We start from the raw sequence: 21029 nt of genomic DNA, 5'->3' as shown, positions 1-21029 counted from the left end.
CGATACACGGCCGCTACTCCTACGGGCACTGCCATGAGTTACCTCCTCGACCCCTCCCGCAAGACCGTCACCACTCCCAAACTGCAGACCATGCGCGATGCCGGCGAGAAAATCGTCATGCTTACCGCGTATGACTCCAGCTTCGCCGCGTTGCTCGATTACTGCGGCGTGGAGATGATCCTGGTCGGCGATTCGCTTGGCAACGTGATGCAGGGCCAGCAGACCACGCTGCCCGTCACGCTGGAACACATGGCGTATCACACCGAATGCGTGGCGCGCGGCAACCAGACCGCGTTGCTGGTGACAGACCTGCCGTTTGGCACCTATCCCACGCCTGAAAAGGCATTCGAAAGTGCCGCCACGCTGATGCGCGCCGGCGCGCAGATGGTGAAGCTCGAAGGCGGCGAATGGCTGGCGCCGATCGTCAAATTCCTCGTCGAACGCAGCATTCCGGTCTGCGCGCATATCGGCCTGACACCGCAGTCCGTGCACGCCTTCGGCGGATTCAAGGTGCAGGGTAAAACCGAAGCCGGCGCCGCCCAGCTCAAGCGCGACGCGCAGGCGCTGGAACAGGCCGGTGCGCAGGTGATCCTGATGGAAGCGGTGCCCGCCAAGCTGGCGGGTGAAGTGACCGCGTTGCTGAAGGTGCCGACCATCGGCATCGGTGCCGGCGTCGACTGCTCGGGCCAGGTGCTGGTGCTGCAGGACATGCTCAACATCTATCCTGGCCGCAAGGCGAAGTTCGTCCGCAACTTCATGGAAGGCCACACCTCGATCGAGAGCGCCGTGCGCGCGTACGTGGCCGCGGTGAAGGATGGCAGCTTCCCGGCCGAAGAGCATACGTTCTCGGCTTGAGCCGGTGAATCCCTCGCCGTTCTGACTACCCTCTTCCGTGAATGGGAGAGGGTAGACAACCTTCAGGGTGCGATACGCAGCCGCGCCCCCATCGTCCCCCGCAGTGCATTGGCGATAACGATCGCCTCGGCCCGCAGCACCATGTCGCGTGTCACCGTGGCTTCGGACACCGGTCCGTCGATGCGTGCATCGCCCTCCTCCATCACCACGGCCCGCATTACGCCCGGCAGGATGTCCGCCGATAGCGGCGGCGTCAGCCACTGACCATCCACCTTCACGAATACCGAGCTACGTCCGCCTTCGAGCAGTTCGTCGCGCGTGTTGAAGAACAGGCGGTCGAATGCCCCGGCGCGCTCGGCGGATTGCCAGCCCTGATCGAAAATGCTGCGTGCGCTGAGCTTGTGGCGGCGCAGTGGGTCGGCCACGGGTAATCGTGTGTCCGCCAGTTCGACGTCCACCGTGTCGTTTTTCAACGGCACCAGCGCGCCGGAGGCAAATGCAATCACACCGCGTTTGTCGACGCTCATCCGCAGTCGCCAGTTGCCATCGCCAAGGCGTCCGGCCTCGGCCTGCAATGCCGCGCGCGCGGCTGGCAGGTCGAACGCGAATCCGCACGATTTCGATGATCTTGCGATGCGCGCGAGATGCCGCTCCCGATGCAGGATCACCCCGTCGCACGCATGCATGGTTTCGAACAGCGTAAAGCCGGGATCATGCGCGGTAAGAAAGCGCGCCTTCCAGCCGCACTCGGCAAATTCGTCGTCCGCCACGCTGTCGTGCACGATGCCGCCGCCCACACCCAGCTCGCCTTGCCGCAGGCCGTCATGTCCCGTTGCGTCCAGCACCAGCGTGCGGATCGCCACGGACATGCCGAAGGCGCCCAGCGCGGCGCCATCGCGTGGCGCGTCGAGCCAGCCGATCGATCCGGTATAAAGGCCGCGCGGTGACGATTCCAGCTCGGCAATGATCTGCATGGTGCGGCGCTTGGGCGCGCCGGTGATCGAGCCGCACGGGAACAGCGCCTGCATGAGACCGCCGAACGACGTGGCAGGCCGCGCCGTGGCGGTGACCGTCGATGTCATCTGCAGCACGCGGCCGAACGGCTCAACGACGAAGCGATCGGGAACCGCCACGCTGCCGGGCACGGCGAGCCGCCCCAGGTCGTTGCGCAGCAGGTCGACGATCATCACATTTTCGGCCCGATTTTTCGGATCGGCTGCCAGGACCTTGGCGGACCGCACGTCCTGCTCAGCATCGCCGGTACGCGGTGCCGTACCTTTCATCGGGCGCGCCACGAGGTGACCGTTGCCATCGTGCGCCACGAACAACTCTGGCGACAGCGAGAGTACCCAGCAATCGCCAGGCAATCGAGCGAGCGCGCCGAACGGCACCGGCTGGGCGTCACGCAGTGCGGCGTACAGCGCGGTCGGATCGCCGAATACCTGAAAGCGTAGCCGCTGCGTGAAGTTCACCTGGTAGGTATCGCCCGCCTTGATGTAGTCGTGGATATGGGCGATGGCAGCGGTGTACTGCTGGCGCGACAGGTTGCCGGCCACGTCGAGCATCCCCGCTGGTCCCGGCAACGCATGGGCATCGACCCACTGCTTGACCTGGCCGGCATCGAGCAGGGACAGCGTGCGGAACCAGAGCAGACGCAAGGCGCCATCGTGGAACGGTAGTTGTTCGTCGACGTGGACCGGCGCGCCTACGAGGTGGCCGCCAAATTCGTATGGCGCGAACAGCGCGACGTGCAGGCCATCGTGCCAGCCTTGCGCCAACAGCGTGTCCAGCGCGGCGGCATCGGTACCGGCCGGGACGGTGTCTTCGCGCACGAAGCCGGTGTACAGGCGTGAGGCAGCCACGCCTGGTGCGTGGGCGTCGTCTAGCAGGACAAAGGGATCGGTTGGCGAAATCAATTTGTGCGAGCGTGGTCGGGATACGAACCGCCTGCCCTCTCCCCCAGCCCCTCTCCCGCAAGCGGGAGAGGGGAGAACAACGCGGGCATATCGGATGCCATCGGCTTACTCCCCTCGCTCCCGCAAGCGGGAGGGGGAGAACGACACGGGCATATCGATTGCCATCGGTTGCTCCCCTCGCTCCCGCACGCGGGAGGGGGAGAACGACACGGGCGTATCGATTGCCATCGGTTGCTCCCCTCGCTCCCGCAGGCGGGAGGGGGGAGAACGACACCGGCGTATCGGTTGCCATCGGTTGCTCCCCTCTCCCGCGCGCGGGAGAGGGGTCGGGGGAGAGGGCTGGCCGTTCCTTCGCTAACGATACATAAAAAAACCGGCCACGTTACACACGTAGCCGGTTTCAGTTTCCAACGGCGCGCTGGCTTAGCTGAAGAAGCTCTTCACCTTGTCCAGCCAGGACTGTTCCTGTGGGCTGTGGCGCGATCCGCCCTCATGCACCGAGCGGTCGAACTGGCGCAGCAGTTCCTTCTGGGCGTCGGTCAGCTTGACCGGCGTTTCCACGTTCACATGCACGTAGAGGTCGCCGGGATAGCCCGAGCGCACGCCCTTGATGCCCTTGCCGCGCAACCGGAACGTCTTGCCGGCCTGCGTGCCTTCGGGCACCGGGAAACTCGCCTTGCCGCCCAGCGTCGGCACCTCGAGCTCGCCGCCCAACGCTGCCGTGGCGAACGAGATCGGCATCTGGCAGTGCAGGTCGTCACCGTCGCGCTCGAATACCTCGTGCGCCTTGATATGCACCTCGACGTACAGATCGCCCGGCGGCCCGCCGTTGATGCCCGGCTCACCGTTGCCCGACGACCGGATGCGCATGCCTTCGTCGATACCAGCCGGAATCTTCACCTCGAGCGTCTTCTGCGACTTCAGCTTGCCCTGGCCGTGGCACTTGGTGCACGGCTTCGGGATGAACTTGCCGCTGCCATGACACTTCGGGCAGGTCTGCTGCATCGTGAAGAAGCCCTGCGACACACGCACCTGGCCAATGCCGTTACAGGTCGGGCAGGTTTCCACCGTCGAACCCGGCTCGGCACCCTTGCCGTGGCAGTGGTCGCAGTCGTCCCAGTGGGGCACGCGAATCTGCGCCTCGTGGCCGTGCGCGGCCTGCTCCAGCGAAATCTCCATGCTGTAGCGCAGGTCGGCGCCGCGGTAGGCCTGCGGCCCGTTACCACGACGCGCGCCACCGCCGGCCGCCTGGCCGAAGATATCGCCAAAGATGTCGCCGAACGCCTCGGCAAAGCCGCCGCCGCCAAACCCGCCGGCACCAAATCCGCCGGCCATGTTCGGGTCCACGCCGGCATGGCCGTACTGGTCATAGGCAGCCCGCTTCTCGGGGTCGGAAAGCATCTCGTAGGCTTCCTTGACCTCCTTGAATTTTTCCTCGGCTTCCTTGTTATCCGGATTGCGGTCCGGATGGAATTTCATCGCGAGCTTGCGATAAACCTTCTTGATTTCGTCTTCGCTCGCGTTCTTGCCTACCCCGAGCACTTCGTAGTAGTCACGTTTTGCCATGGTGGCTCATACCTGATTGGCCGGACGGGTCACAAAACACCCGCCTGGCGATAAGCAAAAAAGCCGAGCGCGGTGTCCGACCGTGGTTTGCACCCTGAGTCAGACCACCGTCGCCCGGCGTCGGGAACGGGCGGCGGCGCCGGCATCACCCGCGCCGCCGCCCCCTTCCCGCTTACTTCTTGTCGTTCACTTCCTTGAACTCGGCATCCACGACGTTGTCGTCCTGCGGCTGGGCCTGCTGCGCGCCCGCACCACCGGCCGCACCCGCGGCGCCGCCTTCACCAGCCTTGGCCTGCATGTCGGCGTAGACCTTCTCGCCCAGCTTCTGGCTGGCTTCCGACAGTGCATTGACCTTGGCGTCGATCTCGGCCTTGTCGCCGCCGCGAGCGGCGTCTTCCAGTTCCTTGATCGCGGTTTCGATCTTTTCCTTCTCGCCGGCTTCGAGCTTGTCGCCATGCTCGGTCAGGGCCTTGCGGGCCGAGTGGATCAGCGCGTCGGCCTGGTTGCGGGCATCAGCCAGCTCACGGGCACGCTTGTCTTCCTCGGCGTTGGCCTCGGCGTCCTTGACCATGCGCAGGATCTCGTCTTCCGACAGACCCGAGTTCGCCTTGATCGTGATGCGGTTTTCCTTGCCGGTAGCCTTGTCCTTGGCGCCCACGTGCAGAATGCCGTTGGCGTCGATGTCGAACGAGACTTCGATCTGCGGCGTGCCGCGCGGCGACGGCGGAATGCCTTCCAGGTTGAACTCGCCCAGCAGCTTGTTGCCGCTGGCCATCTCGCGCTCGCCCTGGAACACCTTGATCGTCACGGCCGGCTGGTTGTCGTCGGCGGTCGAGAAGACCTGGGCGTGCTTGGTCGGGATGGTCGTGTTCTTCGTGATCATCTTGGTCATCACGCCACCAAGCGTCTCGATACCCAGCGACAGCGGCGTCACGTCCAGCAGCAGCACGTCGGTACGGTCACCAGACAGCACCGAACCCTGGATGGCGGCACCCACGGCCACGGCTTCGTCCGGATTCACGTCCTTGCGGGCTTCCTTGCCGAAGAACTCGCGCACCTGCTCCTGCACCTTGGGCATGCGGGTCATGCCGCCCACCAGGATCACGTCGTCGATGTCGCTGACCTTGACGCCGGCGTCCTTGATCGCGGTACGGCACGGTTCGATCGTGCGCGAGATCAGGTCTTCCACCAGCGCTTCGAGCTTGGCGCGCGTGATCTTCAGGTTCAAGTGCTTCGGACCCGAGGCGTCGGCCGTGATGTACGGCAGGTTGATCTCGGTCTGCTGCGAGCTCGACAGTTCGATCTTGGCCTTTTCAGCGGCTTCCTTCAGGCGCTGCAGGGCCAGAACGTCCTTCGACAGATCAACGCCCTGTTCCTTCTTGAACTCGCCGATGATGTAGTCGATGATGCGCTGGTCGAAGTCTTCGCCGCCCAGGAACGTATCGCCATTGGTCGACAGCACTTCGAACTGCTTCTCGCCATCCACGTCGGCGATTTCGATGATCGAGATATCGAACGTGCCGCCGCCGAGGTCATACACGGCAATCTTGCGGTCGCCCTTCTCGTTCTTGTCCATGCCGAACGCCAGCGCGGCAGCGGTCGGTTCGTTGATGATGCGCTTGACGTCCAGACCGGCGATGCGGCCGGCATCCTTGGTGGCCTGGCGCTGCGAATCGTTGAAGTACGCCGGCACCGTGATCACGGCTTCGGTCACGGGCTCGCCCAGGTAGTCCTCGGCGGTCTTCTTCATCTTGCGCAGCACTTCGGCGGAAACCTGCGGCGGGGCCAGCTTCTGGTCGCGCACGCCAACCCAGGCGTCGCCGTTGTCGGCCTTGACGATCGCATACGGCATCAGGCCGATGTCCTTCTGGACTTCCTTCTCTTCGAACTTGCGGCCGATCAGGCGCTTCACGGCATACAGCGTGTTGCGCGGATTCGTGACGGCCTGACGCTTGGCCGGGGCGCCAACCAGGATCTCGCCATCTTCCATGTAGGCGATGATCGACGGCGTGGTGCGCGTGCCTTCCGAATTCTCGATGACTTTCGGCGTGTTGCCTTCCAGGACCGACACGCAGCTGTTGGTGGTACCCAGGTCGATACCGATGATCTTACCCATAGTGTTCTCTCCTATCGCCCTGTCTCTCATCAGGGGCTTGCAAACTTGACTGAAGGCGAAATGTGGCCGTCCCGGGCCATTTCAAGGGCGAAATATGCAATTCCGAGTAATTTTCTCGGTTTATCCCCAGGATCGGGCCGGCTCCGCCAAACGTTATCTTTACATCACAATCTGAAGCGGATCAGGACTGCCGTTCGCGCTGCCACAGCACGTCGGTGCCGCCGGCGGCGCGGTTCAGCACGCGCGCCAGCACGAACAGCAGGTCCGACAGCCGGTTCAGGTACTGGCGCGGCGCCTCGTTGAGCGCCTCCGCGGCGCCCAGCTCCACGAGCGAGCGTTCGGCGCGGCGGGCCACGGTCCGGCAGACATGGGCCTGGGCGGCGGCGCGGCTGCCGCCCGGCAGGATGAATTCGGCCAGCCGCGGCAGGCTGGCATTGTAGTGATCCAGCCATTCGTCGAGCTGCGCCACCTGGGGTGCCTTGAGCAGCGTGTACCCCGGAATCGACAGCTCGCCGCCCAGGTCGAACAGGTCGTGCTGGATATGGAGCAACGCATCGCGCACGTCGGCCGGCAGGTCCGGCTCGGTCAGCAGCAGCCCGATCTGCGAATTCAGTTCGTCCACGTCGCCGATCGCGGCAATGCGCAGGCTGTTCTTGCCCACGCGGCTGCCATCGCCCAGGCCGGTGGTGCCGGCGTCGCCGGTGCGCGTGGCAATCTTGGACAGGCGGTTGCCCATGCCGGTCTCCTAATGGTTTGGATTCGTACCGTGCCGGTACCTTCGAAGTGGCGCAATTATGGCCTGCTTCGGACTTCGATTGGCCGTTTATCGGCCGATGGGCGGCAAAAGCCCGCCCTTCAGGTGGCGCGCACGGCGTAAGCGAGTCGTAGAATAGCGGCATTCCACTGCATACAGAGCCATACGGCCCCGCCCGGAGACCCGCATGAACCACCCCACCCCTGCCGCCGCGCTGGCGCGCCGTCCGTTCCCGTCCGAGCTGGCCGATGCCCTCGCCGCGCGCTTTGCCGAGCGGTTTTCCACCTCGCCGGGCGTGCGCGATCACCACGGCCGCGACGAATCGCCCTTCCCGCCTGCCCTGCCCGATGCGGTGGTCTTTGCCCACAGCACGGAGGAAGTGGCCGAAGTGGCCAGGCTCTGCAATACGTATGGCGTGCCGCTGATTGCCTATGGCGCCGGTTCGTCGCTGGAAGGTCATCTGCTGGCCGTAGCCGGCGGCGTCAGCCTTGATCTCTCGCAAATGAACCGCGTGCTGGCCGTGCACCCCGAGGACCTGACCGTGACGGTGCAGCCTGGTGTCACGCGCAAGCAGCTGAACCAGGAAATCAAGGATTCGGGGCTGTTCTTTCCGATCGATCCCGGCGCGGATGCCTCGCTGGGCGGGATGTGCGCCACGCGCGCGTCGGGCACCAACGCCGTGCGCTACGGCACGATGCGCGAAAACGTGCTGGCACTCACCGTGGTCACGGCCGATGGCCGCGTGATCCGCACCGGCACGAATGCGCGCAAGTCGTCGGCCGGCTACGACCTGACCCGACTGTTCGTCGGCAGCGAAGGTACGCTGGGCATCATCGCCGAAGTCACGGTGCGCCTGTATCCGCAGCCCGAGGCGATCTCCGCCGCCGTCTGCGCATTCCCGAGCATGGGCGACGCCGTACGCGCCACGATCCAGACCATCCAGCTTGGCGTGCCCGTGGCGCGCGTGGAGTTTGTGGATGCGCTGGCGATCCGCGCGATCAATCGCCACGACAACCTGACGCTGCCGGAAACCCCGCACCTGTTCTTCGAATTCCACGGCACCGAGGCCGGCGTGCGCGAGCAGGCCGAAACCGTGCAGGAAATCGTCGCCGATCACGGCGGCCAGGGCTTCGAATGGGCCACCCGCCCCGAAGACCGCTCGCGGCTCTGGAACGCCCGCCATACGGCCTACTTTGCCATGCTGCAGTTGAAGCCGGGCTGCCGTGCGGTGACCACCGATGTGTGCGTGCCGATCTCGCGCCTGGCGGATTGCGTGACCGAGACCGAAAAGGACCTGAACGCGTCGTCGCTGCCTTGCCCGATCGTCGGCCACGTCGGCGACGGCAACTTCCACGTGGCCATCCTGGTGGATACCGGCAAACCCGAAGAAATGGCCGAGGCCGAGGAAATCAATCGCCGGATCGTGCAGCGTGCGCTGGCGATGGGCGGCACCTGCACCGGCGAGCATGGGGTGGGCCTGCACAAGATGGGCTTCCTCGTGCAGGAACACGGCGAGGACGCGCTGGACCTGATGCGCGCCATCAAGGAGGCGCTCGATCCGAACCACATCCTGAACCCGGGCAAGATCTTCAACGCTACGCGTTGAAGCCGCGGCTATGGCATCGGTCTTTCAACGCGTTCCTCCGCTACACCTGCTGATTGCGTTCGAATCGGCCGCGCGGCTGGGCAGCTTTGCGCGAGCCGCCGAAGAACTGTCGGTCACGCCGAGCGCCGTCTCGCACCGGATCAAGAACCTTGAGGAACTCTGGGGCGAAGACCTGTTCGTGCGCTCGAACGCGGCGCTACGGCTTACGGCCGCCGGCACGCGCTACCAGCGCAATGTGCAGGACGCGCTGAAGTCGCTCAACGAGCTTGCGCGCCCCGAGTACAACAAGCTGCGCACCCGGCTGCGCGTGGCCATTCCGCCCACCTTCGGCCGCCAGCATCTGGTGCCGCGCCTGCCCGAGTTCAGCGCGCTGTATCCGCATATCGACCTGGAGCTGCACCTCGCCGTGCCGTTCCTCGATGTGAAGGCCGAGGACACCGACATCGAGATTCGCTATGGCACGGGCCGCTATCCGGACCTGAAGACCACGCGGCTGCTGGTGGAACCGGTGTTTCCGGCGTGCGGGCGCGAATACTACGAGCGCGTAAACGGGTTCGCGGTGACCAAGCCCGAGGATCTGCACAATCTGACACTGCTGCGCAGCCCGCTGGAGCCGTGGCGCCCGTGGTTCGAAACCGCCGGGCTGGACTGGCCCGAGCCGCAGACCGGCGCGCAATTCAACGATATCGGCCTGATGCTCGAAGCCATCGTCTCCAACCAGGGCGTGGGACTGGTGCGCCAACGCATGGCGCGGCAATGGCTGGCCGCCGGGCAGATGGTGAAGCTGCTGGATATCGAATCGATCTCGCCGCACGGCTACTACATCGTCGAGCGCGAACAGGCGCCGCTGATGCCCGAGGCGCGCTACTTCATCGACTGGCTGCTCGGGCTGGACTGGTAGCGCCGGAGCCACTACGCTGAAAGCGTCCTGCCGGGCTGGTTCGACCCGGCATGAACCATTTTGATCGGGTCGGCATGCCGAATTCACGTGCGCCGGAGCCCGCCTGGCGAGGTGCCTGCGCTATAGTCTGCCGTCCCGGCCGTGCGCTTGTGATCCCGTGTTGATCCGGCGTGCGGCGCCCGGTTCGTCACAGGAGTTGCTGCCATGAACGCCCCGCAAGACGCCCACACTGCCGCGGATGTATCCGCCGAGTCGCGCCGCGCCACGCTGCTGGCCCGGCTCGCGGCCATCCTGCCCGAGTCCGCCGTGCTGTGGAAGGCCGAAGACACCATCCCCTATGAGTGCGACGGGCTGGCCGCGTATCGCCAGGTACCCGACGCGGTGGTGCTGCCCGACACCGAAGAACAGGTTTGCACCGTGCTGCGCCTGTGTCATGAACTCGGCGTGCCCGTGGTGCCGCGCGGTTCCGGCACCAGCCTCTCGGGCGGCGCCATGCCGATTGCCGGTGGACTGGTGCTGTCGTTGGCCAAGTTCAAGCGCATCGTATCGGTCGATCCCTATTCCCGCACGGCCGTCGTGCAGCCCGGCGTGCGCAATCTGGCCATTTCCGAGGCCGCCGCGCCGCACAACCTCTACTACGCACCCGACCCCTCGTCACAGATCGCCTGCTCGATCGGCGGCAACGTGGCCGAAAACTCCGGCGGCGTGCATTGCCTGAAATACGGCCTGACCGTGCACAACGTGCTGCGCGTGCGCGCCGTGACGATGGAAGGCGACGTCGTGGTCTTTGGCTCCGACGCCCCCGATTCGCCGGGCCTGGACCTGCTGGCAACGATCATCGGGTCCGAGGGCATGCTCGCCGTGGTCACCGAAGTCACGGTCCGGCTCATACCCAAGCCGCAGCTGGCGCAGGTCATCATGGCCAGCTTCGACGACGTGGAAAAAGGCGGCAACGCGGTGGCCGACGTGATCGCCGCGGGCATCATTCCGGCCGGGCTGGAGATGATGGACCGCCCCGCCACGGCCGCGGTGGAAGAGTTCGTCAAGGCCGGCTACGACCTCGATGCCGCCGCGATCCTGCTGTGCGAATCCGATGGCACGCCGGAGGAAGTGGCCGAAGAGATCGGCCGCATGAGCGAGGTACTGCGCGCATCGGGCGCCACACGTATCACGGTCTCGCAGAACGAGGCCGAGCGGCTGCGCTTCTGGAGCGGCCGCAAGAACGCCTTCCCGGCGGCCGGGCGTATCTCGCCCGACTACTACTGCATGGATGGCACGATTCCGCGCAAGCACATCGGCACGCTGCTCAAGCGCATCGAACAGATGGAGCAGAAGTACGGCTTGCGATGCATCAACGTATTCCACGCGGGCGATGGCAACATGCACCCCCTGATCCTGTTCGATGGCGGCGACGTCGATGAATGGCACCGCGCCGAGCTGTTCGGCTCCGACATTCTGGAGACCTGCGTCGAACTGGGCGGCACTGTCACCGGCGAGCATGGCGTGGGCGTGGAGAAGCTGAACTCGATGTGCGTGCAGTTCTCGCGCGAGGAGTGCGAGGCGTTCTTCGGCGTGAAGGCGGCATTCGATCCGGCGCGCCTGCTCAATCCGGACAAGGCCATTCCCACGCTGGCGCGCTGTGCCGAATACGGCAAGATGCACGTCAAGCGGGGGCTGCTGCCGCATCCAGACATCCCGCGGTTCTGACCGACGCGCACGGAAAGGCGCGAACGTCGGCATACCGCGTTCCCGCTTGACCCCGCTTACCCGTATCGTCAGACATGCCACAACGCAACACCAACGCCATGATCCGCCAGCGCCTGGGCCAGCCCGAATCCGGCTGGCGCCAGCACTGGTACACGATCATTTTCGAAGCGGACACGCGCCCCGGGCGACTGTTCGACGTCGTGCTGCTGATCGCCATCGTCGCCAGCGTCGCCGTGGTGATGCTCGACAGCGTGCCGAGCATCCACGCGCGGCTGGGCACGGTGTTCCTGGCGCTCGAATGGATGTTCACGCTGCTGTTCACGGCCGAGTACGTCATGCGGCTGTGCGTGGTGAAACGGCCGCTGCGGTACGCGCTGAGCTTCTACGGCATCATCGACTTCATCTCGATCATGCCCACGTGGGCGTCGTTCTTCGTGCCCGAGCTGGCGTTCCTGATCGACGTACGGCTGCTGCGCCTGCTGCGCGTGTTCCGGATCCTCAAACTCACGGTCTATTTCGAGGAAGCCGAGATCCTGGCCCGCGCGCTGACCAACAGCCGGCGCAAGATCTTCGTGTTCCTGGGCACCGTATTCATCATCACCGTGATCCTGGGCACCGTGATGTACGTGGTGGAAGGCCCCGAACACGGCTTCACCAGCATTCCGCTCAGCATGTACTGGGCCATCGTCACGCTGACCACCACGGGCTTTGGCGATATGGTGCCGAAGACGCCGATCGGACAGTTCATCACGTCGCTGACGATCCTGCTGGGCTACGGGATCATTGCGTTCCCGACCGGCATCGTCGGTGCCGAGCTGGCCGCCAGCATCATCAAGCGGCCGCTGACCACGCGCTCGTGCGAACACTGCCTGACCGAAGGCCACGAGCCGTCAGCGAAATATTGCCAGCACTGCGGCAGCGTATTGCCGGAGTACCGCAGCGAACCCGGCCTGGAGGGCCGGCTCGAAGGGGCCGTGGAAAACGCGCCACCGCCCAAGCCACCGCATCGCTGACCGAACCTCAAAACTCACAACGACACGTCCTCATGCAAGCCACCCTCGACGCAACACTCGCAACGTTTCGTGACGCGATTCGCCAGGCCGGCGACAGCCGCACCCCGCTGCGGCTGCGCGGCGGCGGCAGCAAGGATTTCTATGGCCAGGCCCTGGTCGGCAACGTGCTCGACACGCGCGCGTATCGCGGCATCGTCGAATACGACCCGGCCGAGCTGGTGATCACCGCGCGCTGCGGCACGCCGCTGGCCGAGATCGAGGACGCGCTGGCCGAGCATCGCCAGATGCTGGCCTTCGAGGCCCCGCACTTCGCCGCGCACGGCCAGGCCAGCACCGCCACGCTGGGTGGCGCGTTTGCAGCGGGCTTGTCGGGGCCGCGCCGCCAGTCGGTGGGCGCGTTGCGCGATTTCGTGCTTGGGGCGCGTTTGATGGACGGCAAGGGCGAGGTCCTGAACTTCGGCGGTCAGGTCATGAAAAACGTGGCCGGCTACGACGTATCGCGTCTGCTGGCCGGATCGCTCGGCACGCTTGGCCTGGTCACCGAGGTATCGCTGAAGGTCTTGCCCGTGCCGTTCGACGACGCCACGCTGCGTTTTGCCATGTCGCAGGCCGACGCCATCGACCAGCTCAACAAGTGGGGCGGCAAGCCACTGCCGATTGCGGCTTCCGCCTGGCATGCCGGCACGCTGTATGTCCGGCTGAGTGGCGCCACCGCGGCCGTCTGCGCGGCACGCGACAGCCTGGGCGGCGATGTGGCCGACAACAGCCACGCGCAGCAATTGTGGGCGGCGCTGCGCGAACAGACGCATCCGTTCTTCGGGCCGGCGCGCGATGCGGGCCGCGCACTGTGGCGCATTGCCGTGCCGACCGTGGCCGGGCCGCTGGAGCTGCCCGGTGAACAGCTCGTGGAATGGGGCGGCGGCCAGCGCTGGTGGCTGGCACCGGACGACACTACGGCATCGGCCGACCATGTGCGTGCCATCGCCCGGGCCGTGGGTGGCCACGCCACGCTGTTCCGCAACGGCGACAAGTCCGTCGGGGTATTCACCCCGCTTTCGTCACCGCTGGCCGCGATTCACAAGCGGCTGAAGGCAAGCTTCGATCCCGCGGGCATCTTCAACCCGCAGCGTATGTACGCCGGACTCTGAAAACGCATCGCGCCACCATAACGATCCCCCACCATGCAAACGACACTGGCCGAATTCCTGCGCAATACGCCCGAAGGCGAAGAGGCAAAATCGATCGTCGGCAAATGCGTGCACTGCGGCTTCTGCACCGCCACCTGCCCCACCTACCAGTTGCTGGGCGACGAACTCGACGGCCCGCGTGGCCGCATCTACCTGATGAAGCAGGTGCTCGAAGGCAACGCCGTGACCGAAAGCACGCGCCTGCACCTGGATCGCTGCCTGACCTGCCGCAACTGTGAATCGACCTGCCCGTCTGGCGTGACCTACGGGCGGCTCGTCGATATCGGCCGGCAGATCGTTGATGACCGGCTGGCCGCACAGGGTGTGGAGCGCCCGGTGAAGCAGCGCATAGCGCGCTGGATGCTGCGCGAAGGGCTGACGCGTCCGGCGCTGTTCGGGCCGGCGCTGAAGCTCGGGCAAATCGTGCGTCCGCTGCTGCCTCAGACATTGCGCAACAAGGTACCGGCCCATCCGACGCCGCCGGGCACGTGGCCGCGCACCGAGCATCCGCGCAAGATGTTGTTGCTCGACGGTTGTGTGCAGCCCGCGATGTCGCCCAACATCAATGCCGCCACGGCGCGTGTGTTCGACAAGCTCGGGGTGCAACTGGTGTTGGCGCGCGAAGCCGGATGTTGTGGCGCCATCCGCTTTCACACTGGCGACCACGCAGGCGGCCTCGACAATATGCGCGCCAATATCGACGCATGGTGGCCGCATATCGAAGCCGGCGCCGAAGCGATCGTCATGACCGCATCGGGCTGTGGCGCGATGGTCAAGGACTACGGCCATCTGCTGCGCAACGACCCGAAATACGCCGAACGCGCGGCGCGGGTGTCGGCGCTGACGCGCGACCTGTCGGAACTGCTGCCCGACTTCGCCGACGACCTGCACCGCCTGGCCGGCGCGGTTCCGCGCGACGGCCGGCGCGTGGCATGGCATCCGCCCTGCACGCTGCAGCACGGCCAGCAGATCCGCGGCAAGGTGGAGGCCCTGCTGACGCGCCTTGGCGTGGACGTGCGGCTCTGCGCCGACAGCCACCTGTGTTGTGGCTCGGCGGGAACCTACTCCGTGCTACAGCCCGAGCTGTCCTACCGGCTGCGCGACGACAAACTCAACAAGCTGCAGGCCACGTCGCCGGACTCCATCGTCACGGCCAATATCGGCTGCATCACGCACCTGCAAAGCGGCACGGAAACGCCGGTGATGCACTGGGTGGAACTGGTGGACCGGATGCTGACGCCGACGGTGACGGCGCAGGCGGCCTAGGTGTGTTTTTCTCCCCGTTCCCACACATGGGCGCGGGGAGAAATCGGCACCGGAGAAACCTGGGCCGGATTGATGCCTGATCTTGCACGCATCTTGTACGGGAGTACCATGTCGGCACATTCTGTCCCACTTGGTCTCTCCAAGCTGCCCCCATGCTTCAGACTTTTGCCATCCTGCTGGTCTTCCAGACCGTCGGTGAGGTAATCAGCTACGCGCTGCGCCTGCCCGTGCCCGGTCCGGTGATCGGCATGCTCCTGCTGTTCGGCTGGCTGGTATTCGACAACCGGCTGCTGCCCGTGATCCAGGGCTCGGCCAGCGAACTGCTTAAACACCTGTCGCTGCTGTTCGTGCCGGCGGGCGTCGGCATCATGGTGCATGCCAACCGCATTGGCAGCGAATGGATGCCGATCGTCATCGCCCTTGTCATCTCCACCTGGGTAGCCATCGCCGTCACGGCACTGGTCACGCATGCCCTGATGCGCAAGCCCCCCGCGGAGCAGCCGTCCGACATTGGAGTCCAGCCATGATGTCGCCGCGACTCAATGAAATCTGGGTGTACCTGGCCGCGAGCCCGCTGATCGGCCTCACGGCCACGCTGATCGCCTACGTGTTCGCGTTTCGCATCTACGAACGCGCCAGGTTTTCGCCGCTGGCCAACCCGGTGATGATCTCCGTGGCCATCCTGGTCACGGTACTGACCGTCACGGGCACGCCATACAAGACATACTTCGATGGCGCGCAGTTTGTGCACTTTCTGCTGGGTCCGGCCACCGTGGCGCTGGCCGTGCCGCTCTACACACAGTTGCCGAAGCTGCGCAGCAATGTGCTGCCGCTGCTGGCCGGCCTGCTGGCGGGCTCGGTGGCCGCCGTGGTTTCGGCGGTTGGCATTGCCTACCTGCTGGGCGCGTCGCCTGAAGTCGTCCGCTCGCTGGCGCCGAAGTCGGTGACGATTCCGATTGCGATGGGTGTATCCGAAAAGATTGGCGGCTTGCCGTCGCTGACGGCCGTCCTGGTGATGGCAACCGGCATCATCGGCGCGGTCAGTGCCACCGGCCTGCTGAACCTGCTGCGCGTGCGCGACTACACGGTGCGCGGCTTCGCCACCGGCGTGGCCGCGCACGGCATCGGTACGGCGCGCGCGTTCCAGGTCAGCCAGGAAGCCGGCGCGTTCGCGGCGCTGGGCATGGGCCTGAACGGCGTGCTGACCGCAATCCTGGTACCCGTAATCGCCACCTGGATGCCCCGCTGACACCCTGACAGGCTCCTGACAGCACGCTGTCAGGAGCCTCCGCGCATCATCCGTTCTCCCGACAAGACGATGATGAGGAGCGCCACATGGCCAATCCGTCCAATGCACTGGTCAACTGGCTGGAAATTCCGGTGACCGATATGAAGCGCGCGATGCAGTTCTACGAGACCGTATTCGAGCATCCGCTGCGCAGCGAAACCATCGGCGACGTGGATCTGGCGGTGTTCACCCATGCGGAATCGTCGGGTGCGCTGGTGCGCGGCGAGCAGTACCGGTCGAGCGCGTTCTACGGCGCGGTGCCATACTTCAACGCTCCGCAACTCGACGATGTGCTTGCGCGCGTGACCTACGCCGGCGGCCGCACCGTACGCGGCCCCGTTCAGCTGCCCGACAACATGGGCCGCTTTGCCCATATCACCGACAGCGAAGGCAACCGGATCGGCCTGCACGAACCGGCCGTCATCCACGCCACCGCCGACACCACGCACTGACGCCGCCATGAGCCGACGCGCCGACCGACTCTTCCAGATCGTGCAGGTTCTGCGGGGGCGCCGTCTGACCACAGCGGCACTGCTGGCCCAGCGGCTCGGCGTCTCCGAACGCACGGTCTACCGCGATATCCAGGCCTTGTCGCTATCGGGCGTGCCCGTGGAGGGCGAAGCCGGCATCGGCTACCGCCTGCGGCCCGATTACGACGTGCCGCCGCTGATGTTCACGTCGATGGAAGTCGAGGCGATGGTGGCCGGCCTGCGCCTGCTCAAGGCCTGGGGCGGTGGCGCGCTCGCCGCCGCGGCCGATCCGTCGCTGGAAAAACTGATGGCCGCCCTGCCGCCGCAACGGCGACTGGCCGCGCAACAGAGCCGCATTTTCGCGCCCGAGTATGCCAACCAGCCGGCGGTGCGCGAGGCGTTCGACATCGTGCACTCGGCCATCGGCGCGCAGCGGCTGCTTCAGATCGACTACAGCGACGCGCAGCAGCGCGATACCGTGCGCGTGGTGCAGCCGCTCGGCCTGTTTTTCTGGGGGAATGTCTGGCTGGTGGCGGCGTGGTGCACCGCGCGCGAGGATTACCGCAGCTTCCGGCTCGACCGCTGCCGCAAACTGACGATGCTCGCCGAGCGATTTCATGAAACGCCGGAGCGCTCGCTCAACGGTTTCCTGCGCGCGGTCCGTGCGGACTCGCACGGCTGAAACTTCAGCGGCTCAGGCGCCTGGGTCGTTCAGCAGCGTCTCGATATCGCCGCGGATTTCTTCGGGCTTGGTGGTCGGCGCGTAGCGCTTGAAGATCGTGCCGTCGCGGCGCAGCAGGAATTTGGTGAAATTCCATTTGATCGCCTGCGTACCCAGCAGGCCGGGCTTTTCCGATGTCAGCCACTTGTAGAGCGGATGAGCGTCGGCGCCGTTCACGTCGATCTTGCCGAACATCGGAAACGTGACATGGAAGCGCGACTCGCAGAACGCGCCGATCTGCTCGGCGTCACCCGGCTCCTGCTTGCCGAACTGGTTGCACGGAAAACCCAGCACATCGAAACCGCGCGTCTGGTAAGTGTCCTGCAGCGTCTGCAACCCGGCGTACTGCGGCGTGAACCCGCATTCGCTGGCCGTATTGACGATCAGCAGTACCTTGCCCTGGAATTCTGTCAGCGGCACCGGCTGGCCCGCCAGCGAGCTGGCTTCGAACTGGTAGACGTTGCTCATTGTCGGTCTCCTGAATAGTGATGGGCGCAAGGATACCGCGCCCCGCCGTTTGCGTCCGGCCAGCGTCAGATCACGTTCAGATGCTCGGTACCGGCGCCGAGGTCGGAATCCCGATGGCGTGCGCTATGAAGCTTGATCATCAGGCGCAGGTCATTGAGCGAGTCGGCATTCTTGAGCGCGTCCTCGTATGTGATCTTCTCTTCTTCGTACAGTTCGAACAGCGCCTGGTCGAACGAGATCATCCCTTGCTCGCGCGATTTCTTGATGACTTCCTTGAGCTCGTGGATCTCGCCCTTGAAGATCAGGTCGGCCACCAGCGGCGTGCCGATCATGATCTCGACGGCCGGCACGCGGCCCTTGCGGCCGGCGCGCGGCAACAGGCGCTGCGAGATCATTGCCTTGAGGTTCAGCGACAGGTCGATCAGCAGTTGCTGGCGCTTTTCCTCGGGGAAGAAGTTGACGATCCGGTCAATCGCCTGGTTGGCGTTGTTCGCGTGCAGCGTGGCCAGGCACAGGTGGCCCGTTTCGGCATACTGCATCGCGTATTCCATCGTTTCGCGGTCGCGGATTTCGCCGATCAGGATCACGTCCGGCGCCTGGCGCAGCGTGTTCTTCAGCGCCACGTGCCACGACTCGGTGTCAATGCCCACCTCGCGCTGCGTGACGATGCAGTTCTGGTGCGCATGCACGTATTCGATCGGGTCCTCGATCGTGATGATGTGACCGTACGAGTGTGCGTTGCGGTGATCGAGCATCGCCGCCAGCGACGTGGACTTGCCCGAACCCGTCGCCCCGGTGACGATGACCAGGCCGCGCTTGGACATGACGATCTCATGCAGCGACTGCGGCAGGTCCAGGTCTCCCACCGTCGGGATACGCGTATTGATGGTACGCACCACCATACCGGCGCGGCCCTGCTGGATGAACGCGGACACCCGGAAGCGCCCCGCGTTGGGCGCCGTGATGGCGAAGTTGCACTCGCGCGAGTCGTCGAATTCCTTCACCTGGCGCTCGTTCATGATCGAACGCACCAGGCCCAGCGCCTGCGTGGGATTCAGCGGCTGCTGCGACACCGGCGTGATCTTGCCGTCGACCTTGATGGCAGGCGGGAATTCCGAGGTGATGAACAGGTCCGAGCCACGGTTGTTCACCATCAGCTCGAGCAGGTCGTTGATGTACTTCGATGCGGATTCGCGGTCGAGCATGCTCTTTCCTTATTTGCCTGGAAACCGTTTCAGGGTGAAGCGATACGGTTCTGGCCGGGCGCGCGGCCGCCGACAGGACAAGCTGTACGGCAAGACCTCACAACGACGTCAGAACCAGCCTGAAGCGGTGTCCTAGCCCATGAAGGCGTCAGGGTTCTTCGCAATCGCCCTGGCGTCGTTGTAGTTGATCATGCCGCGCTTGATCAGGTCGCCCAGGCACTGGTCCAGCGTCTGCATGCCCATGCCGCTCGACGTCTGCATCATCGAGTACATCTGCGCGATCTTGTTCTCGCGGATCAGGTGGCGGATGGCGGGCGTGGCGATCATGATCTCGTGCGCCGCCGTCCGGCCGTTACCGTCGCGCGTCTTGAGCAGCGTCTGTGAGATCACCGCTTCGAGCGATTCGGACAGCATGGTGCGAACCATGTCCTTTTCCTCGGGCGGGAACACGTCAACCACACGGTCGATCGTCTTGGCGGCAGAACTCGTGTGCAGCGTGGCGAAGACAAGGTGGCCGGTTTCCGCGGCGGTCAGTGCCAGGCGAATCGTTTCCAGGTCACGCAATTCGCCCACGAGAATCACGTCCGGGTCTTCACGCAGTGCCGAACGCAGCGCGTTGGCAAACGAGTGCGTGTGGGGTCCAAGCTCGCGCTGGTTGATCAGGCTCTTCTTGGAGTTGTGCACGAATTCGATCGGGTCCTCCACCGTGAGGATGTGGCCCATGTCGTTATCGTTGCGATGATCGACCATCGCCGCCAGCGTGGTGGACTTGCCCGAGCCGGTTGGCCCGGTCACCAGCACCAGGCCGCGCGGCTTCATGCACAGATCGCCAAACACCGCGGGCGCGTGCAGGTCGTCGAGCGTCAGCACCTTGGACGGAATCGTCCGGAAAACCGCCGCCGCACCGCGCTGGGTGTTATAGGCGTTGACCCGAAAACGGGACAGGCCGGCAATTTCGAATGAGAAATCGACCTCGAGACGTTCTTCGTAGGATTTGCGCTGAACGTCGCTCATGATGTCGTACACCATGGCGTGGACGTCCTTGTGCGTCATTGCCGCGACGTTGATGCGGCGCATGTCCCCGTGAATACGCACCATCGGCGGCATGTCTGCCGAGAGGTGAAGATCGGAAGCCTTGTTCTTGACCGCGAAGGCCAGAAGCTGTGCGATGTCCATCTATAATGACCCCACCCTAAAGAGACCCTGGCAGGAAAGAGCCATTCGCCGGGTCTTCACAGGTTTATTGTTGTACTTCTAGTTGTACTTCTTTGAATATTTCCGCTGGATTATGTCTGTAATCGCCGCCAACTTGCAAGCCGTGAAAAATGACATCGCGGCGGCCACACAACAAGCCGGCAGGGCCCCTTCCGGCGTCACGCTGCTGGCGGTTTCCAAGACGGTTTCGCCGGACCGCGTGCGCGAGGCATTCGACGCCGGCCAGCGGGCATTTGGCGAGAATTACGTCCAGGAGGGGGTGGACAAGATCGCCGCGCTGGACGACCTGCGCAGCCAGATCCAGTGGCATTTCATCGGCCCCCTGCAAAGTAACAAGACGCGGCCGGTGGCTGAGCAATTCGACTGGGTTCATGCGATCGACCGCCTGAAGATCGCGGAACGGCTGTCCGCCCAGCGGCCGGCCGGACTGCCGCCGCTGCAGGTCTGCATCCAGGTCAATATCAGCGATGAAGACACCAAGAGCGGCGTGGCGCCGGCGGAGGTGCCGGCGCTGGCCCAGGCCATCGCCCGCCTGCCCAACCTGCAGTTGCGCGGCCTGATGGCGATTCCGGCGCCCGCATCGGACCCCGCCGCGCAGCGTCAACCGTTTGCCGCCCTTCGTGCGTTGCTTGATCAACTGCGCCAATCCGGGCTAAAGGTGGACACGCTCTCGATGGGGATGTCCGCCGACATGGACGCGGCCATTGCCGAGGGCGCCACGCTGGTGCGCATCGGCACCGCGATATTCGGCGCGCGGCACTGATCGCTGCCGCCA

At 65.0% G+C, this 21029-nt stretch carries 19 protein-coding genes; 12 read left to right on the top strand and 7 right to left on the bottom strand.

What is annotated here, in order from left to right; genetic code table 11:
• The first annotated feature begins 33 nt into the window (after positions 1-33).
• A complete protein-coding gene (panB, locus tag AC3FLX_RS03065) occupies positions 34-855 on the top strand; it encodes a 3-methyl-2-oxobutanoate hydroxymethyltransferase (protein WP_488693789.1) in 822 nt (273 codons plus the stop codon).
• Positions 856-917: 62 nt separating this feature from the next.
• On the opposite strand, the gene pabB is transcribed toward panB, so the two are convergent.
• The 4 genes from pabB to AC3FLX_RS03045 all read right to left on the bottom strand — a co-directional run bounded on the left by pabB (position 918) and on the right by AC3FLX_RS03045 (position 7189).
• Positions 918-2717 carry an aminodeoxychorismate synthase component I gene (gene pabB / locus AC3FLX_RS03060; RefSeq protein WP_488693788.1) on the bottom strand — a complete coding sequence of 600 codons (1800 nt, stop codon included), beginning with the start codon at positions 2715-2717 and terminating at the stop codon, positions 918-920.
• Between the two features lie 477 nt (positions 2718-3194).
• Positions 3195-4337, bottom strand: a complete 1143-nt coding sequence (gene dnaJ, locus AC3FLX_RS03055) for a molecular chaperone DnaJ (protein ID WP_488693787.1) — start codon at positions 4335-4337, stop codon at positions 3195-3197.
• A 172-nt stretch (positions 4338-4509) separates the two neighbouring features.
• On the bottom strand, positions 4510-6453 hold the full coding sequence (gene dnaK, locus AC3FLX_RS03050) for a molecular chaperone DnaK (protein WP_488693785.1): 1944 nt from the start codon (positions 6451-6453) through the stop codon (positions 4510-4512).
• A gap of 181 nt (positions 6454-6634) precedes the next feature.
• Positions 6635-7189, bottom strand: a complete 555-nt coding sequence (locus AC3FLX_RS03045) for a cob(I)yrinic acid a,c-diamide adenosyltransferase (protein ID WP_488693784.1) — start codon at positions 7187-7189, stop codon at positions 6635-6637.
• 205 nt (positions 7190-7394) lie between these two features.
• On the opposite strand from AC3FLX_RS03045, the gene AC3FLX_RS03040 reads away from it, so the two are divergent.
• From AC3FLX_RS03040 to AC3FLX_RS02995, 10 genes are all read left to right on the top strand, one after another.
• Entirely contained in the window at positions 7395-8813 is a 1419-nt protein-coding gene (locus tag AC3FLX_RS03040) for an FAD-binding oxidoreductase (RefSeq protein WP_488693782.1), read from the top strand.
• Between the two features lie 10 nt (positions 8814-8823).
• Positions 8824-9714 (top strand): LysR substrate-binding domain-containing protein, encoded by an 891-nt coding sequence (locus AC3FLX_RS03035; protein ID WP_488693780.1) that lies wholly within the window; start codon positions 8824-8826, stop codon positions 9712-9714.
• A gap of 204 nt (positions 9715-9918) precedes the next feature.
• A complete protein-coding gene (locus AC3FLX_RS03030) occupies positions 9919-11421 on the top strand; it encodes an FAD-linked oxidase C-terminal domain-containing protein (protein ID WP_488693778.1) in 1503 nt (500 codons plus the stop codon).
• 74 nt (positions 11422-11495) lie between these two features.
• A complete protein-coding gene (locus AC3FLX_RS03025; protein ID WP_488693777.1) occupies positions 11496-12434 on the top strand; it encodes an ion transporter in 939 nt (312 codons plus the stop codon).
• Positions 12435-12466: 32 nt separating this feature from the next.
• Complete coding sequence (gene glcE / locus AC3FLX_RS03020; protein WP_488693776.1) at positions 12467-13582, top strand: glycolate oxidase subunit GlcE; 1116 nt, start codon at positions 12467-12469, stop codon at positions 13580-13582.
• A 33-nt stretch (positions 13583-13615) separates the two neighbouring features.
• On the top strand, positions 13616-14887 hold the full coding sequence (gene glcF, locus AC3FLX_RS03015) for a glycolate oxidase subunit GlcF (RefSeq protein ID WP_488693775.1): 1272 nt from the start codon (positions 13616-13618) through the stop codon (positions 14885-14887).
• 152 nt (positions 14888-15039) lie between these two features.
• Positions 15040-15414 (top strand): CidA/LrgA family protein, encoded by a 375-nt coding sequence (locus tag AC3FLX_RS03010; RefSeq protein ID WP_488693774.1) that lies wholly within the window; start codon positions 15040-15042, stop codon positions 15412-15414.
• Positions 15411-16136 (top strand): LrgB family protein, encoded by a 726-nt coding sequence (locus tag AC3FLX_RS03005; RefSeq protein ID WP_488693773.1) that lies wholly within the window; start codon positions 15411-15413, stop codon positions 16134-16136. Before AC3FLX_RS03010 ends, AC3FLX_RS03005 begins: the two co-directional genes overlap by 4 nt.
• A gap of 86 nt (positions 16137-16222) precedes the next feature.
• On the top strand, positions 16223-16627 hold the full coding sequence (locus AC3FLX_RS03000) for a VOC family protein (RefSeq protein WP_488693772.1): 405 nt from the start codon (positions 16223-16225) through the stop codon (positions 16625-16627).
• A 7-nt stretch (positions 16628-16634) separates the two neighbouring features.
• A complete protein-coding gene (locus AC3FLX_RS02995) occupies positions 16635-17327 on the top strand; it encodes a helix-turn-helix transcriptional regulator (protein WP_488693770.1) in 693 nt (230 codons plus the stop codon).
• Between the two features lie 12 nt (positions 17328-17339).
• On the opposite strand, the gene AC3FLX_RS02990 is transcribed toward AC3FLX_RS02995, so the two are convergent.
• From AC3FLX_RS02990 to AC3FLX_RS02980, 3 genes are all read right to left on the bottom strand, one after another.
• Positions 17340-17834 (bottom strand): glutathione peroxidase, encoded by a 495-nt coding sequence (locus tag AC3FLX_RS02990; protein WP_488693769.1) that lies wholly within the window; start codon positions 17832-17834, stop codon positions 17340-17342.
• Between the two features lie 65 nt (positions 17835-17899).
• Positions 17900-19039 carry a PilT/PilU family type 4a pilus ATPase gene (locus AC3FLX_RS02985; protein ID WP_488693767.1) on the bottom strand — a complete coding sequence of 380 codons (1140 nt, stop codon included), beginning with the start codon at positions 19037-19039 and terminating at the stop codon, positions 17900-17902.
• Positions 19040-19171: 132 nt separating this feature from the next.
• On the bottom strand, positions 19172-20215 hold the full coding sequence (locus tag AC3FLX_RS02980) for a type IV pilus twitching motility protein PilT (protein ID WP_488693765.1): 1044 nt from the start codon (positions 20213-20215) through the stop codon (positions 19172-19174).
• Between the two features lie 112 nt (positions 20216-20327).
• Here AC3FLX_RS02980 and AC3FLX_RS02975 point away from each other — a divergent pair, with 112 nt between their 5' ends.
• Complete coding sequence (locus tag AC3FLX_RS02975; protein WP_488693763.1) at positions 20328-21017, top strand: YggS family pyridoxal phosphate-dependent enzyme; 690 nt, start codon at positions 20328-20330, stop codon at positions 21015-21017.
• Positions 21018-21029 lie beyond the last annotated feature (12 nt).

It is taken from the genome of Cupriavidus sp. 291-E7, from assembly GCF_057798835.1.
Note: the sequence above shows the minus strand (reverse complement) of the source record. Positions and strands in the feature narration are given on the sequence as shown.

Excerpts from the sequence above, each read along its gene's own strand:
- AC3FLX_RS02975 (WP_488693763.1), top strand. The coding sequence starts at position 20,328 with ATGTCTGTAATCGCCGCCAACTTGCAAGCCGTGAAAAATGACATCGCG.
- dnaK (WP_488693785.1), bottom strand. The coding sequence starts at position 6,453 with ATGGGTAAGATCATCGGTATCGACCTGGGTACCACCAACAGCTGCGTG.
- AC3FLX_RS03040 (WP_488693782.1), top strand. The coding sequence starts at position 7,395 with ATGAACCACCCCACCCCTGCCGCCGCGCTGGCGCGCCGTCCGTTCCCG.
- AC3FLX_RS03045 (WP_488693784.1), bottom strand. The coding sequence starts at position 7,189 with ATGGGCAACCGCCTGTCCAAGATTGCCACGCGCACCGGCGACGCCGGC.
- AC3FLX_RS03025 (WP_488693777.1), top strand. The coding sequence starts at position 11,496 with ATGCCACAACGCAACACCAACGCCATGATCCGCCAGCGCCTGGGCCAG.
- panB (WP_488693789.1), top strand. The coding sequence starts at position 34 with ATGAGTTACCTCCTCGACCCCTCCCGCAAGACCGTCACCACTCCCAAA.
- AC3FLX_RS02980 (WP_488693765.1), bottom strand. The coding sequence starts at position 20,215 with ATGGACATCGCACAGCTTCTGGCCTTCGCGGTCAAGAACAAGGCTTCC.
- AC3FLX_RS03035 (WP_488693780.1), top strand. The coding sequence starts at position 8,824 with ATGGCATCGGTCTTTCAACGCGTTCCTCCGCTACACCTGCTGATTGCG.
- AC3FLX_RS03000 (WP_488693772.1), top strand. The coding sequence starts at position 16,223 with ATGGCCAATCCGTCCAATGCACTGGTCAACTGGCTGGAAATTCCGGTG.
- AC3FLX_RS03030 (WP_488693778.1), top strand. The coding sequence starts at position 9,919 with ATGAACGCCCCGCAAGACGCCCACACTGCCGCGGATGTATCCGCCGAG.
- AC3FLX_RS03010 (WP_488693774.1), top strand. The coding sequence starts at position 15,040 with ATGCTTCAGACTTTTGCCATCCTGCTGGTCTTCCAGACCGTCGGTGAG.
- glcE (WP_488693776.1), top strand. The coding sequence starts at position 12,467 with ATGCAAGCCACCCTCGACGCAACACTCGCAACGTTTCGTGACGCGATT.
- AC3FLX_RS03005 (WP_488693773.1), top strand. The coding sequence starts at position 15,411 with ATGATGTCGCCGCGACTCAATGAAATCTGGGTGTACCTGGCCGCGAGC.
- AC3FLX_RS02985 (WP_488693767.1), bottom strand. The coding sequence starts at position 19,039 with ATGCTCGACCGCGAATCCGCATCGAAGTACATCAACGACCTGCTCGAG.
- glcF (WP_488693775.1), top strand. The coding sequence starts at position 13,616 with ATGCAAACGACACTGGCCGAATTCCTGCGCAATACGCCCGAAGGCGAA.
- AC3FLX_RS02990 (WP_488693769.1), bottom strand. The coding sequence starts at position 17,834 with ATGAGCAACGTCTACCAGTTCGAAGCCAGCTCGCTGGCGGGCCAGCCG.
- AC3FLX_RS02995 (WP_488693770.1), top strand. The coding sequence starts at position 16,635 with ATGAGCCGACGCGCCGACCGACTCTTCCAGATCGTGCAGGTTCTGCGG.
- dnaJ (WP_488693787.1), bottom strand. The coding sequence starts at position 4,337 with ATGGCAAAACGTGACTACTACGAAGTGCTCGGGGTAGGCAAGAACGCG.